Origin of the sequence: Flavobacterium sp., from assembly GCF_036515215.1 — a bacterium.
Taxonomy (GTDB): Bacteria; Bacteroidota; Bacteroidia; order Flavobacteriales; family Flavobacteriaceae; genus Flavobacterium.
Map to the genome: position 1 here is coordinate 1 of NZ_DATBVQ010000083.1, position 14,560 is coordinate 14,560.

Annotated in this window: 13 protein-coding genes and 1 tRNA gene; all 14 read right to left on the reverse strand. The window is 40.4% G+C overall.

Annotation, left to right across the window (positions count from 1 at the left end):
• Nucleotides 1–169: 169 nt before the first annotated feature.
• Nucleotides 170–257, reverse strand: a tRNA-Ser gene (locus tag VIH09_RS05970).
• 165 nt (nt 258–422) lie between these two features.
• Nucleotides 423–1,556 (reverse strand): 3,4-dihydroxy-2-butanone-4-phosphate synthase, encoded by a 1,134-nt coding sequence (gene ribB / locus VIH09_RS05975; RefSeq protein WP_331578883.1) that lies wholly within the window; start codon nt 1,554–1,556, stop codon nt 423–425.
• A 9-nt stretch (nt 1,557–1,565) separates the two neighbouring features.
• Nucleotides 1,566–3,008, reverse strand: coding sequence for an LptF/LptG family permease (locus tag VIH09_RS05980; RefSeq protein ID WP_331578885.1), 1,443 nt, complete (start codon nt 3,006–3,008; stop codon nt 1,566–1,568).
• A gap of 8 nt (nt 3,009–3,016) precedes the next feature.
• Nucleotides 3,017–3,658 carry an outer membrane lipoprotein carrier protein LolA gene (locus tag VIH09_RS05985; RefSeq protein WP_331578887.1) on the reverse strand — a complete coding sequence of 214 codons (642 nt, stop codon included), beginning with the start codon at nt 3,656–3,658 and terminating at the stop codon, nt 3,017–3,019.
• A 4-nt stretch (nt 3,659–3,662) separates the two neighbouring features.
• Nucleotides 3,663–6,104 carry a DNA translocase FtsK gene (locus tag VIH09_RS05990; protein ID WP_331578889.1) on the reverse strand — a complete coding sequence of 814 codons (2,442 nt, stop codon included), beginning with the start codon at nt 6,102–6,104 and terminating at the stop codon, nt 3,663–3,665.
• Between the two features lie 19 nt (nt 6,105–6,123).
• Nucleotides 6,124–6,498: a diacylglycerol kinase family protein gene (locus VIH09_RS05995; RefSeq protein WP_331578891.1), complete on the reverse strand. Its 375-nt coding sequence runs from the start codon at nt 6,496–6,498 to the stop codon at nt 6,124–6,126.
• A gap of 10 nt (nt 6,499–6,508) precedes the next feature.
• Entirely contained in the window at nt 6,509–7,024 is a 516-nt protein-coding gene (gene tpx, locus VIH09_RS06000; RefSeq protein WP_331578893.1) for a thiol peroxidase, read from the reverse strand.
• Nucleotides 7,025–7,223: 199 nt separating this feature from the next.
• The gene (locus tag VIH09_RS06005) at nt 7,224–7,481 is read right to left on the reverse strand and encodes a DUF6952 family protein (protein ID WP_331578895.1); all 258 of its coding nucleotides are present in this window, start codon (nt 7,479–7,481) and stop codon (nt 7,224–7,226) included.
• 124 nt (nt 7,482–7,605) lie between these two features.
• Nucleotides 7,606–7,914, reverse strand: coding sequence for a thioredoxin family protein (locus VIH09_RS06010; protein WP_331578897.1), 309 nt, complete (start codon nt 7,912–7,914; stop codon nt 7,606–7,608).
• 87 nt (nt 7,915–8,001) lie between these two features.
• On the reverse strand, nt 8,002–8,640 hold the full coding sequence (locus tag VIH09_RS06015; protein WP_331578899.1) for a peroxiredoxin: 639 nt from the start codon (nt 8,638–8,640) through the stop codon (nt 8,002–8,004).
• A 190-nt stretch (nt 8,641–8,830) separates the two neighbouring features.
• Nucleotides 8,831–10,288, reverse strand: coding sequence for a Na+/H+ antiporter NhaC (gene nhaC, locus VIH09_RS06020; protein WP_331578901.1), 1,458 nt, complete (start codon nt 10,286–10,288; stop codon nt 8,831–8,833).
• 217 nt (nt 10,289–10,505) lie between these two features.
• Nucleotides 10,506–12,104: a glycoside hydrolase family 3 protein gene (locus tag VIH09_RS06025; protein ID WP_331578903.1), complete on the reverse strand. Its 1,599-nt coding sequence runs from the start codon at nt 12,102–12,104 to the stop codon at nt 10,506–10,508.
• A gap of 88 nt (nt 12,105–12,192) precedes the next feature.
• Nucleotides 12,193–13,461 carry an MFS transporter gene (locus VIH09_RS06030; RefSeq protein ID WP_331578905.1) on the reverse strand — a complete coding sequence of 423 codons (1,269 nt, stop codon included), beginning with the start codon at nt 13,459–13,461 and terminating at the stop codon, nt 12,193–12,195.
• A partial coding sequence (locus tag VIH09_RS06035; RefSeq protein WP_331578907.1) for a glycoside hydrolase family 10 protein occupies nt 13,445–14,560 on the reverse strand: 1,116 nt, incomplete at its 5' end. The genes VIH09_RS06035 and VIH09_RS06030, both read right to left, overlap by 17 nt.

The window sequence follows — 14,560 nt, forward strand, 5'->3', positions numbered from 1 at the left end:
TAGTGACCCTATTTTAGCAAAAATGGCTGAAAATAAAATAGGGTCACCAATAGGGTCACTGTTCTTTGATTGTATATGTGTTTTTTGACACATTATAAAAAACGAAAAAGCCTTTAAATACTAGTATTTAAAGGCTTTTGACTTTTAAAGTTTCTTTTGAAACCCTATCTGGCGGAGAAAGAGGGATTCGAACCCCCGGACCTGTTACAGTCAACAGTTTTCAAGACTGCCGCATTCGACCGCTCTGCCATTTCTCCAGTCGCACAATCATTTGCTGATTGCGAGTGCAAATATAAGCACCTTTTTCGGTTTACAAAAACAATTTCGATAAAAATTGGCGCTATTTTTCGGGCCTTTTTTTAATTGTTTCATTTCCTTCGCTTTAGCGAGAATTTATTTTTAAGAAATAAATCGAAATGGCTTTAATAGCCTACGTATTCTGTGATTTCCAGCCCGTATCCTATCATCCCAACGCGTTTGGTCTGCACGGCATTGGATATTAACCGTATTTTTGAGATGTCGATGTCGTGCAATATCTGCGCTCCGATACCGAAATCCTTGTTGTCCATCTTGACCTGCGGCGCCTTAAAAATGCCTTGGGCCTGCAATCCTTTCAATTCGACGATGCGGTTCAACAAATCGATCGATTGCACTTCCTGATTGATAAAAAGGATAGCGCCCTTTTTCTCTTGGTTGATTAATTGAAACATATCGTCCAATTTTTTGTTGGCGTCATTGGTCAAGGTCCCCAAAATGTCGTTGTTTACAAGCGTCGAGTTGATTCTCGTTAGCACGGGCTCGCCAATGTTCCAAGTTCCTTTGGTCAAGGCAATGTGTATTTGCTTGTTGGTCGTTTGCTGGTACGCTCTCAATCGATAAGTTCCAAAACGAGTCTCTATATTGTAATCTTCTTTTTTTACGATCAGACTGTCATGCTGCATTCTGTAGGCGACAAGAGCTTCGATGGAAACCAATTTCAAATTGAATTTCTTGGCCACTTTTGCCAACTGGGGCAAACGCGCCATGGTTCCGTCTTCGTTCATGATCTCAACGATAACCCCCGCCGATTTGAAACCTGCTAATCGGGCAAAATCGATTGCCGCTTCGGTATGTCCCGTTCTTCTGAGCACGCCTCCTTGTTTAGCGATGAGAGGGAATATGTGTCCCGGTCTTGCCAAATCATGTGGTTTGGTATCGGCATGTGCCAATGACAAAACCGTTTTGGCCCTGTCAGCGGCCGAAATTCCTGTAGTCACGCCATTACCCCTTAAATCAACCGAAACCGTAAAAGCGGTTTCCATTGGATCGGTATTGTTGGTGACCATTACGTGTAATCCCAATTCCTTGCAACGGCTTTCCGTCAGTGGGGCACAAATCAATCCGCGTCCATGAGTGGCCATAAAATTGATCATTTCTGGGGTTACCTTTTCGGCTGCCGCCAAGAAATCACCTTCGTTTTCACGATCCTCATCATCAACAACGATGATGATTTTCCCTTGTCGAATGTCTTCTATTGCCTCTTCAATTGTGTTAAGGTGTATTTTATTTGTAACCATGATCGGTGTTTATTTTTTGGATGGAAATAATTTTTGAAATATTTTTTGGAGCGGCGCTAATATAACGTCCATGTTTATCAGTCCGATATCATTTGTTGCCCTGTAAGTCAACAATATGGCTAATGGGGAAAGAATAAAAGAGGACATCCATGCGCCCATAAATGGCGACATCCCGTTTTCCTGCGCGATTCTTTTTCCGAAAGTGTTGATGAAATGGAACGATATGAATATCAGGACGGCAAAAATGATGGGCAGTCCAAGCCCGCCTTTTCTGATGATGGCACCTAGCGGGGCTCCGATAAAAAACATCATCAAACAGGCGAATGCGATTACAAATTTGTCGTAGAACGCCAGCAAATGATTGTTGATGTTTTTCTGTTTGTTGTCCAGATTGACTTTTGTCGCGTCAATGGAATACTTTGTGCTGGTAACATTGCTGCTGGCCATTTTTAGGATTTCCGATTTTTGTTCGTTAGTGTATAACGACAAGATGTCCTTAGAAAGCTTACTGTTTGCTTTTTTAGGGAGTTTTGCGGTATATACGTTGTTTTGTGGTATGCCGGTTCTCCCATTAATGTTTTCCGCAAAGGAAACAATTTCTGTTTTGAAATTTTTATCCAGCGAATCCAAGGTGTATTTTAGTTCGTTTACCGACAACATCGTATTGGTGTTGGCAATCTTTTCGTTATCAACATCCACCTTGTTCAGCTGGGATAAATCAATGTTGATGGTGTATTTCTTGAAGGCGCTTTTCGCAAAAGGCAATTTATTGCGGTCTTCATATTTTTTGGGAACAAGGTCCTCATAGTAATTACCGTCATTCAGCACTAATTGCAAGATACTTGACTCTTCACTGCTGATCAGTTTTCCGTCTTTGGCTTTGATCACCGTTTTGCTACCGTCGCCTATGGCCGATTTTTTATGAATGGTAATGCCGGTCAATATATTACCGTTTTCCCCTGATTTCTTATTGACTTTGATGTTGTATAGACCCACATCGCTAAACTGGCCCTCTGTTATGGCCATAGCGGGTTTTAGCTGCGCAATGTTTTTCCGGAAATTAATAAACTTGTATTCCGCGAAAGGGATGACATTATTGGCAAAAAAGAATGCCACAATACTCAACAATACGATGAATACCGTCAGGCTCCTCATGGCCCTTTGCAACGAAATACCGGAGGACTTCATCGCCGCAAATTCGTAGTTTTCGGCCAAGTTCCCAAACGTCATTATCGAAGCCAATAACACGGACAACGGCAAGACCAAGGGGATTATTCGAGGCATCGAAAACAATAAAAACTTAATGATTAAGGCTATATCCAAGTCTTTACCGGCTAATTCGGCTATGAAGAGCCAGACGGTTTGAAGTATGAATATAAAAAACAAGATTACAAATACCGTAGTAAATGTAATCAGGAATGTTTTTAATAAGTATTTGTCGAGAATTTTCACCTAATAATTTAATCTAATTTATTGATGTAGTAATTTGGATATTTACTTTCGGCAAAGGTAAATTGATTTTTTGACAAAGGTTGATTGGTTTTAAAAGAATTAACCGTTAAAGTGGTTTTTGTTCCCTTTTTACCCATTTCTATTAAATTGTAGATGTGTTTTGTTTGTACGTCGATACCCAAGAGGATCTCTTTTCTTGAATCCCTCGCATTTGTGGGAATCAGTTTGATGTATTGTATCTTTCTACCTCGTACATCTTGCAGAATATCCATTGAATATTTGTACCCGCTATTGAAGAATGTCAACATTTTTGATGGGGTAATGGCGCTGTCGTCTTTTTCGTTAAATCTTGATATTGTGATTTCCTCGTCTTCAGGTACAATAGTGTAGGTTTTCTTTCCGTCAAAAATTTTTGTGATGCCCATAAAATTCAAAACATATTGGTCGTTTTTCATCGTAACGTTTCCTTTGCTGTCTTGATTGATGTTTTCCTTGGCGTTATTCAAAGAGTATTTAAAGTCAATTACGATATTATTATAGCTTCTTACTTTTGATGTCACTTGGTCCAAAAGGGCTTTTGCCTTTTTGTCCTGTGCTTGTGTCGAAAAGCTAAAAAGAAGAATAAAGGTAATTAGAATAAAATTTTTCATTTTGTTAATTGTTTTGTTCATTGTTAAAAAATTGATCGAGAGAACTCATGTCCAGGAAGTTTACGCCACGTGCTTTGCTTCCTTCAAACGGTCCTACAATTCCGGCTGCTTCAAGTTGGTCTATTAATCGACCGGCCCTGTTGTAACCCAATTTTAGTTTTCTTTGCAACAACGATGCCGAGCCTTGTTGTGCATTCACAATAATTTCGGCAGCTTCCCTAAACAAAGTATCTCTTTCGGATATATCCATATCAAGATTAATGCCACTTTCCTCTCCCACAAATTCAGGAAGCAAATAAGCGGTCGCATATGCCTTCTGTGAGCCAATGAAATCAGTGATTTTCTCTACCTCTGGGGTGTCTATAAAAGCGCACTGCACACGCACGATATCATTTCCGTTAGTGTAAAGCATGTCACCGCGTCCTATCAGCTGGTCAGCTCCTGCGGTGTCCAAAATGGTTCGCGAATCGATTTTAGAGGTTACCCTAAAGGCTATTCTGGCAGGGAAGTTGGCTTTGATCAGTCCGGTAATCACGTTTACCGAGGGTCTTTGCGTTGCGATGATCAAATGGATTCCTATGGCACGAGCCAATTGGGCTAAACGCGCAATGGGAACTTCCACCTCTTTACCGGCGGTCATAATCAAATCGGCAAATTCATCGACCACCAATACTATATAAGGTAAGAATCGGTGTCCATTGTCTGGATTTAGCTTTCTTGCCTTAAACTTTTCGTTGTATTCTTTTATGTTTCTTACCATCGCGTCTTTCAACAGCGAGTAACGGTTGTCCATTTCCACGCACAACGAGTTCAAAGTATTCACCACTTTGGCGTTGTCAGTAAGGATTGCGTCTTCTGAATCCGGAAGTTTGGCCAGATAATGTCTTTCGATTTTATTGAAAAGCGTCAATTCCACCTTTTTTGGGTCAACCAAAACAAACTTAACTTCGGCAGGGTGTTTCTTGTAAAGCAGCGAAGTTAAAACCGCGTTCAAACCGACAGATTTTCCCTGGCCGGTGGCACCAGCCATCAATAAATGGGGCATTTTGGCCAGATCGACAACAAAGGTTTCGTTCGAAATTGTTTTTCCCAGGGCAATTGGCAGCTCCATTTCGGCTTCCTGAAACTTGGCCGATCCAATAACGCTCTTCATCGAAACCATCGTAGGGTTCTTGTTTGGAACCTCGATTCCAATGGTTCCTTTCCCCGGAATAGGGGCAATGATACGGATACCCAATGCCGAAAGCGATAGCGCGATATCATCCTCAAGATTCTTGATTTTTGAAATACGGATTCCCGCTTCGGGAACAATTTCATATAAGGTCACCGATGGTCCAACGGTCGCTTTTATTTGTGCAATTTCAATTTTATAGTTGCGTAGGGTGTCAACAATCCTGTTTTTGTTTTCTTCAAGCTCTTCTTGGTTGATCGTGATCCCGCCTGTAGAATATTCTTTCAGTAAATCAATTGTGGGGTATTTGTAATTGGATAAATCCAAAGTAGGGTCAAATAGCCCAAAATCAGAAACCAATCTGGACGCCAGATTCTCTTCAATGATCTCTTCTTCGGGCGCGGTTTCGATAACGAAAGTATCGTCAGGGGCCGAGCTGTTGTTCGCTGCGGCAACTTCCGCGGTCGTTGGTTTAGGTGTAGTGGTGAGCTTGATTTCTGAGGAATGTGAAATGGTTGGTTTCAAGGCCTCCTTGTCAACTTCAAACAGGGAAGTTTTGGGTTTCAAAGCAATGTCATCCAATTCCTTTTCTTCGGTTACCGCAAATTCCTCCAAGTTGTAAGCGCCTTCATTTTTAGCGACCGGATTCGAACCCAAATCTGATTTGATTTCTTTTTTGGTATTCTCAAGAAAGGACTGAATTTTCTCTGGAGATAGTTTGATTTTGAAGATCACGTAAACGATTAGTCCAAAAAGCAGAACCAGTAAAGTCCCCGTTTTTCCGATATAATCCTGCAGGAACAAATTAAGTTCATAACCTACGGTACCACCCAATTCAGGCAGTGAGCTAGCAAAAAATCCTAATAAAACGGATATGATGATTAAGGCAAATAAATCCCAGAACCAGATGCCTTTCAGTTTTTTTGATGAAATGCCGAGAATCATAAAGAGCCCCGTCAGGAAAAACAATCGAACAAATAGGAATGAAGCAAGTCCAAAACCTCTGTAAACAATAAGGTCTGCAAGGAAGGCTCCAAACTTCCCTAGCCAATTCTGAACGGTTTCAGTTCTATTGGTCAATTCAGAAACGGCACTTTGGTCTTCTTGTCCGTGGATGTAAAAGGATATAAAAGCAACCAATAAAGCGACAGAAAATAATACCAGAAGACTGCCCAAAACGATTTTGTGCTGCTTTGTCAGTTCCCAAGATTTCTCCGCTTTAGTTTTAGAATCTGTTTTCTTGTCTAAAGGTTCTTTTTTTGTTGTTTTCGCCATTCTTGATTGTGCTATATACCTATGAAATTCTTGGCATGTAAATGATTAAACCGATAATTATCGCCGTTATGGCCGCAAAAAAAACTGCTCCGGCAGCAATGTCCTTTATAAAACCAATTCTTTCATGGTAATTGGGATGAATAAAATCGGCAACTTTTTCTACGGCGGTATTCAAGCCTTCAATGCTCAACACAAGTCCTATTGCCATGGTTTGAAAAAGCCACTCGGTGGTAGTGATACCAAAATACAACCCAGCAATGGTCAATAAAATTCCGATGGAAAATTGAACCATGATACTGTGTTCCGTAGTGATTAATTTTAGCGCCCCTTTAAATGCATAAGTAACGCTCTTTAATCTGCCCGTAAAGAAAGTATTGTCTTTTTGAAATTCCATCAATTCCCTTTTATAGTACAGCTATTTCATCTAATACAGCTAATGCAGCCGCGTAATTTGGTTCATCTGCAATTTCTGGAACTTGTTCGGTATGGATAATTGTCCCGTTGGCATCAGTTACGATAAGGACTCTGGAATGCAGCCCGGCCAATGGACCGTCAAGAATCTCCAAACCGTTTGTTTTACCAAAAGCCCCTTCTTGAAAGTCTGATAGGTTAACTACGTTTTCAAGTCCTTCGGCACCACAAAAGCGTTTTTGTGCAAAAGGTAAATCTCTTGAAACGCATAAAACTGTCGTGTTATCGATGTTTCCCGCAGTTTCGTTAAATTTTCTAACGGATGTGGCGCAGGTTCCGGTGTCAATGCTTGGGAATATATTTAGAATCAGATTTTTTCCTGCAAAATTGCTTAGTGAAGCAACGGAAAGATCGCTCTGTATTAATTTAAAGTCAGCCAGTTGTGAACCTATTTTTGGTAATTCACCAGATGTATGTATCGGATTTCCTCCTAATGTTATTAAAGCCATAATGTGTTTTTTTTCTTGAAGTTCAAAAGTATGAAAATTATTTAAGAATAAGTCCTGAAATTTCGGGATAAAGTTGTGTATTTAAGAACCATCCTCAAACTATTGCAAACGAATTCCTTTTTAGTGAATTCGTTTTAAACGAAAAAAACGCAGCTGCTTCTAAGTGCGTTTATTCCGTGGCAGTAATGAAATTGTTTTTTTATTTGTCGATGGAACCCAAGACCCTTTTCATAAAAGTATTAAGCGCTTCTTTTTTGTCAGTTCCGTTTTTGACCAATTTATGCACTTCCAATGCGCCGTACATATTAGAAATTAATTCTCCTATAACATCCAATTCATCGTCTTTCAATGAGGGAATTTCAGTCATCGCTTCCAAAACTTCTATCGTTTCAATGATATAGTCTTGATCGTTTTCCTCTATGAACTGTGTTAAGTGCTTAATTACGGGTAATTTCATGTTTTTTCGTTTATGGAGTGAGGTTTAAAAAGTTTAATGTTTTTAGCTACTATGAAATTTTGCTTTTAGTTTAACATTAAACTTGTTGACAAGGTCAGGCAACATTAAACTTTAAACAAAAAAATTAAACAATTTCGTTCACTAATTCCATTAGCACTTCCTGTTTGTTCGTTTGTGTTTCATTCACCAATTTTCCATTCACGAAAGTGGCAAAAGTAGGCAGGTTACTCACATTGGCCAGTTTTCTGGATTCAGGAGAATTTTCTGCATCGATAAGGACAAAAGCGATAGTTTCGTTTTCTGACGCCAATCTTTTGAATTTTGGTTTCATGATTCTGCAATTCCCGCACCAAGAGGCCGAAAATTGAACAATTACTTTGTCATTTTGCGATATCAAATCGATTAAAGTATCTTCGGTTAAATCTATTAACATGATTTTATTTTTAAAGCATTAAAAAAACAATGGCAATTTAATCTGCCCCAAAAGGGTTTCTTAATTGCCATCGTGATGTGAATTAATTTAGTTTAAGCTTAAGTATTCAGCAGTACTTTTTCTGTCAGCGCTCATTGCTTCTTTACCGGCTTCCCAGTTCGCAGGACATACTTCTCCTTTTTCTTGGATATGAGTATACGCATCAACCATACGCAAGTATTCGTTTACGTTACGGCCTAATGGCATATCGTTAACACTTTCGTGGAAAATTTTCCCCGTTTCGTCAATTAAGTAAGTAGCTCTAAAAGTAACGTTAGAGCCTTCGATCATAACCGAATCAGTTTCTTCGCTATATTCAGTGGAGTCAATATCAAGGATACCTAAGATGTTAGATAAATTTCTGTTAGTGTCAGCAAGGATTGGGTACGTAACCCCTTCGATCCCACCGTTGTTTTTTGGAGTATTCAACCAAGCAAAGTGAACTTCGTTTGTGTCACAAGAAGCACCTAGTACTATCGTATTTCTTTTTTCAAATTCAGGCAAGGCCGCTTGAAAAGCGTGCAATTCCGTAGGGCAAACAAAAGTAAAGTCTTTTGGGTACCAAAATAATAATACTTTTTTGTTGTTTTTTGTAGCTTCTTCGAAAATGTTGATTTTCATGTTGTCTCCCATTTCTGAGATAGCATCAACTGCAATGCTTGGGAATTTTTTTCCTACTAATGACATAATTATAGTATTTGATTTTTATTTATTTACTGTCCGGCAAAAGTAGGCAATAAGAAAGGCCGTTCGTTATCGGTTTCGATTATATATTTTTATCTAATCATAAGTTCTGGCTATGTATTTAAACCGTAAAGCCATAACTGTTTTCAAGTCATGGCTTTACGGTTTATGCTGATACGTTAATGTCTTTTTGTTATTGTTTTTCGTCCGTAACCAACTGTCTTATCTTGATATTGAACGCTGCAAAGATTAAGGTCATAAACGGGCTCAATATATTGAAAAAGGCGTAAGGTAAATAGTCAAAAGTGGAAACCCCTAAAGTCCCGGACTGATAGGCACCACATGTATTCCATGGAATCAGCACCGAAGTTACCGTTCCTGCGTCTTCTAAAGTTCTACTTAAATTTTCGGGCGCCAGACCTTTGTTTTTGTAGGCTTTGGCAAACATTTTTCCGGGAACCACAATGGCTAAATATTGATCGGATGCGGTGATGTTTAAGGCCAAACAACTTCCCACTGTAGAAGCGAACAATCCAAAGGTGGTGTGTGCCATTTTCAAAAGGGTCTTACTTATTCTGGATAAAGCTCCGATTGCATCCATAATTCCACCAAAAACCATCGCGCAAAGAATCAGCCAGATGGTGCCTAACATTTTTTGCATCCCTCCTGATGTGAATAGGTCGGCAAGCGTTTTGTTTTCGGTTGCTATGACCACCTTCCCGGTAATGGCATCCATCACCCCTTTGTAAGCGGATTGGAAGGTCATTTGTTCCACTCCAGCAATTTGATTAATGATATGGGGCTGAAATATTACCGCAAAAATAGCGGCCAATAATGTGCCTATTAAAAGCGCAACCAGTGGTTCCGTTTTTTTGATGATCAAGCCTATAACAATCGCCGGCACTAAGAATAGCCATGGCGAAATCGTAAAGGAAGCTTCTATGTCTGTTAAAAGACTGGCGATATCTACATTCCCCTTTATGTCAACTGTTAAGCCCAAAATAATGAAAAGAATAAGGGTAATAACGTAGGTTGGTATCGTGGTCAAGGTCATGTATCTGATGTGTGTAAACAGGTCGGTTCCGGCCATGGCAGGCGCCAAGTTGGTTGTGTCTGACATCGGAGACAATTTGTCCCCAAAATAGGCTCCCGAAATTACCGCTCCAGCGACCATTCCCAAGTCGAAACCCAATGCCCCTCCAACACCTATTAGGGCAATCCCGACGGTGGCGCTTGTTGTCCAGGAACTTCCCGTGGCGATAGAGATTATCGAACAGATGATCAAAGTGGCAGGCAAAAATATCGCTGGACTCAAAATTTGCAATCCGTAATAAATCATCGAAGGGATTATTCCGCTAACTAACCAAGTTCCCGCCAATGCGCCAACCATAAGCAATATCAGGATGGCACCCACGGTTGACTTTATGTTTTGGGCCACTTCCTCCATCATTTTCTCGAAGCTGACTTTGTTCAAAAAACCAACAATCGCGGCAACGGCGGCACCCAACAACAGAACAAATTGATTACTCCCGCTCAAAGCTTCATCCCCGTAAACCGAGACGTTGTAGCCTAGCATGGCTATTAATGCCGCCACTGGTATCAAGGCTTCCGTTATTGACAATTCTTTATTTCTGATTATTTTGGTATCCATGCTATATCGTTTGAGATTGCAATATAGATAAAAAAAAAGGTATCAACCTAACGATTTTTTTTGATAATAGGGTGTTTCTAAAAATGGAATTCAATGGTTGCAAAAAGAAAGTTCTGCCGACTAAAAACCATTTGGTGTTCGCCATGTATCGAACTATCGCAAGTTCATTTGCTTATGGGAGGAACTTTTACAAACGTCTGTTTTTATTTGCGGGGTTCTATAAGTTGCTAATGTGCACAGGGAGAGTTCCTTTGCATTCCAAATTCTGCAGCAACTGATCGGCCGCGCATTCTTGGAATTCAGTAAAGTTTTGGTAGACTTGCACAAGGCCTTTAGCTGATTTTAAGTCTGGAATAAGCTGTAAAACATAGGGGTTTCCAAAAACATATAAAAGACACTTTTTAGTCAAAAATAAATTTTTCAGGAGTTCCAATACGGAATCGTCAATGCCGAAATTATTCAACGGCTTTGCATTTGGGACATATAATGCAATTAAAACAGTATCGAATAGCCTAAGCTCGTTTTCCAATAATGCAACGGCTTGTCGCTCTATTTGAGCAACTGAAAATAATGGCGCTTTTAATTCGGGAGTCAGGGAATTAAAAAAGGGATTTTCGATGCCCTTGTGAAGACTTAGCAACACCAATTTCCCTTTTTTGGACGCTTCCAAAACCATGGTGGTGTTGCTACTGTCTTTAATTTTGCTAATGCTGCTTTGGGCGATTTTTCGGTTCAAAAGGGATGCCTTTTCAAAACCCAGTTTTGCCGAAACATTTTGTTGACCATCCAAAATCCCTGCCTTTTGTTTGCATTTCATCAAACGGGTATAACTGGCTTCAATGCGTTCCGGATCGGCGTTTTTGAGAATTTCCTGGATGCCTTCGGGCACATTTTCGGCAAAGCACAATACGTCATTTCCGGCATTGAAAGCTTCCCATTCCAACTGCCCTTTTTTGTCGAACAATTTGGAAACGCTGTGCATGTTAAGCGCATCTGAGATCACCAATCCTTCATATCCCAATTGCTTTCGCAAAAGGTTTTCGATCACTGATTTCGACAAAGTGGCCGAGGTATCTTTCCCTTCGTTTAAAGCGGGAACCGCCAGGTGGCCTATCATGATGGAATCGACGTTGTTTTCAATTCCCTTAATAAACGGATATAGTTCGTTTGTCATTAACTCTTCTAAACTTTCCTTTAATACGGGTAATCCCAAATGCGAATCTACATTGGTGTTTCCGTGCCCCGGAAAATGTTTCAGGCAGCCCAAAACCCCCACATCATTCATTCCCTTCAGGTATTCAAGCGCAAAACGGGCCACTTTTTCCTTGTTTTCACCAAAGGAACGGTATCCAATTACCGGATTATTTGGGTTGTTGTTGATGTCGGCCAAAGGCGCCAGATTGTAATGAATCCCTGCCGACTTTAGATCCAAACCAATTTGCTTGCCCACTTCATAAACCAAATGGGATTCACTGTCGGGCAAAGCCCCCAGCGTGATGGCGTAAGGATATTGCGGCGTTTTTTCGACACGCATGGCCAGTCCCCATTCTGCGTCAATACTCATCAACATTGGGATGTTTGCGCATTTTTGGTAACGTATGATCAAGTCTTTCAGCCGCTGATAGCTGTCGTCGTTGAAAACGATTTTCTTTTTGGCTTCATAATTAGTTGCGGCACTGGCCCTGCTGTGGAAAAAAGTGAGCCCGCCTATATTATGTTCCCTGATCAACTGCTCGGTTGCCTGAATGTTTTCTTCCGTGTCGTTTATAAAAACGGCCGGAAAAAAGAACTGACCTATTTTTTGTTCTAATGTCATAAATTATGTTTTTAACCATATAAGCCACATTAGAATAGCTAACATTTTTTTTCTAAAACTTATATGACTTATATGTTAACGAATTTTGTTATTCCGACTTTTTTCCAAATTCCTTCGGGAATATCAAGAATCGTGAAAGTATCAGCCCTGGTACAGTAGCTAGGAATACCCAAATAAAGAAGTTTCCATAACCCAAATACCCCTGTATAAATCCGCTTAGCATTCCAGGCAACATCATTCCCAAGGCCATAAATCCAGTGGCAATGGAGTAGTGCGAGGTCTTTGATTCGCCATCGGCAACGTAAATTAAATACATCATAAAGGCAGCAAAACCGAAACCGTAGCCGAATTGTTCCGCAATCACGGTCGCATAAATATAATAAACAGAGGCAGGATGAAAATGAGCAAGCAGTATGAAACCGATGATGGGCAAGTGCATCGCCAGAATCATCGGCAGCATCCATTTTCCCAAACCATCCCTGGAAATAACGATACCCCCTATGATTCCCCCAACGGTTAATGAAAGTACGCCAAACGTGCCATAAATCACACCGACATCTTGGGTGGTTAGCCCCATCCCGCCGACGCCTTTGTCGTCAATTAGAAATGGGGTTAACATTTTTAGGAGTTGGGATTCGCCCAACCTGAACAATAGGATAAACGCCAGAACCAAGCCGATTTGCTTTTTTTTGAAAAAACTCGCGAATACGGATCCAAAACTCGCTTTCGGTTCAGATTTCGATTCTTTTTTGGTTGCGGAAACTTCGGTTTTTGGCGTAGAAAAGTAATTATAAATCGTCAGCAGAGCCATAATGAGTCCGACGATTATCATGGTATAGGACCATGCTTTTTGTTTGTCCCCATATTCCTGTTCCAAATAACCACCGATAATTACGATCAAACCATTTCCTGTAAGCATTGAAAGGCGGTAAAATGTGCTGCGTATTCCCAGAAAAAAAGATTGTTGTTCTTTCTCTAATGCCAGCATGTAAAAACCGTCACTCGCCACATCATTGGATGCCGATGCGAAAGCGGCAACCCAAAAGACGGCCAGGCTTATAATGAAAAAGTTATTCATCGGAATGGTCAATCCCACCAGCAAAAACGCAATCGAGATCACTAATTGCATGGCTAAAAACCACTTTCTTTTGGTCGCATACAGATCAATAAAAGGGCTCCAAAGGGGTTTTATGACCCAAGGAAGGTACAGCAAACTGGTGTAAATACCAATATCCTCATTGTTGATTCCTAGGTTTTTATACATGATTACCGAAACCGAAATAATAATAGCGTAGGGAAGGCCCGATGCAAAGTTCAAAAATGGTATCCAATACCAGGGTCTATTGTCTATTTTCATTATTTAAAGAACTTTGGGTTGTTTTGGTTTCTGGGGTTGTTTTTAACAAAGTCGCTGCGCTCTCATTCCCATAATAATCGATAAATGAGAGGGCGTAGTTATTGTTTTTTTCTAAATTGTTTCTTTTGATAACGATAGAAATGGTGTCTTTTTTTTCCTTGAAAGCAATTTTGTCTATGATTTGACTCGGGTCGTTAACGTCTATTTTCTCGGAATTTTTGGCAGCATAAACCAAAACGTAACGCACCTTGCTTTTCATGGGATAGTTGATGGTATAGGTGGAACAGTCATTGTCTTTAGTGACGTTACAAACCGTCGGGACATCGATCACCGTTTTCTTCGAAAGAGGAACCACCGTAGGGAGTGCAGGGTATTTGTACTGGTTATCCATAAGTAAATCGGTTACCGCCTTGTTTCTGTTGACAAATGATTTGGCACTAAAAAAAGCGTTTCCTCCGATGTTTTTGAATGATCGGGTTACATCAATCTGATTTGGTATTTCAGAAGGAATGTTCCATCTTTTATCCGAATCGGTGTTTATTTTGTAGCTGCCGTTTCCGATGTACACCGCAGTGTTTACGGAGTTTTCTGACCACCATCTCAATAGTTTTGTGTACGAAGCAGTGCGGTGGTCCATACTCCAGTACAGTTGAGGAAGGATATAGTCAACCCAGCTGTTTTCCATCCATGCCATCGGATCGGCAAACAAATCATCATAATTGGTTTGTCCGGAATTGGTGTCGGAGCCTTTCGGATCAACTGATTTGTTGCGCCAAACCCCGAACGGACTGATACCAAATTGTACCCATGGCTTAATATTTTTTATGGAATAGGAGCAATACTTCACAAAATTATTGACATTATAACGTCTCCAATCTGCCAGGCTCATTCCAGCCCCGTATTTCTTGAAAGATTCTGAATCATTAAATTCTTGCCCGGTTATTTTGTAGGGATAGAAATAATCGTCAAAATGAATGGCGTCAATGTCATAGTTTTTTACCACCTCGTCCACAACGGCAATCAAATGGGTTTGAACCTCGGGCAAGGCTGGATTGTAGTAATATTTTCCGCCGTATTTAATCATCCATTCGGGATGTTT

Excerpts from the sequence above, each read along its gene's own strand:
- ribB (WP_331578883.1), bottom strand. The coding sequence starts at position 1,556 with ATGGTTACAAATAAAATACACCTTAACACAATTGAAGAGGCAATAGAA.
- VIH09_RS05985 (WP_331578887.1), bottom strand. The coding sequence starts at position 3,658 with ATGAAAAATTTTATTCTAATTACCTTTATTCTTCTTTTTAGCTTTTCG.
- VIH09_RS05990 (WP_331578889.1), bottom strand. The coding sequence starts at position 6,104 with ATGGCGAAAACAACAAAAAAAGAACCTTTAGACAAGAAAACAGATTCT.
- VIH09_RS05995 (WP_331578891.1), bottom strand. The coding sequence starts at position 6,498 with ATGGAATTTCAAAAAGACAATACTTTCTTTACGGGCAGATTAAAGAGC.
- tpx (WP_331578893.1), bottom strand. The coding sequence starts at position 7,024 with ATGGCTTTAATAACATTAGGAGGAAATCCGATACATACATCTGGTGAA.
- VIH09_RS06005 (WP_331578895.1), bottom strand. The coding sequence starts at position 7,481 with ATGAAATTACCCGTAATTAAGCACTTAACACAGTTCATAGAGGAAAAC.
- VIH09_RS06010 (WP_331578897.1), bottom strand. The coding sequence starts at position 7,914 with ATGTTAATAGATTTAACCGAAGATACTTTAATCGATTTGATATCGCAA.
- VIH09_RS06015 (WP_331578899.1), bottom strand. The coding sequence starts at position 8,640 with ATGTCATTAGTAGGAAAAAAATTCCCAAGCATTGCAGTTGATGCTATC.
- nhaC (WP_331578901.1), bottom strand. The coding sequence starts at position 10,288 with ATGGATACCAAAATAATCAGAAATAAAGAATTGTCAATAACGGAAGCC.
- VIH09_RS06025 (WP_331578903.1), bottom strand. The coding sequence starts at position 12,104 with ATGACATTAGAACAAAAAATAGGTCAGTTCTTTTTTCCGGCCGTTTTT.
- VIH09_RS06030 (WP_331578905.1), bottom strand. The coding sequence starts at position 13,461 with ATGAAAATAGACAATAGACCCTGGTATTGGATACCATTTTTGAACTTT.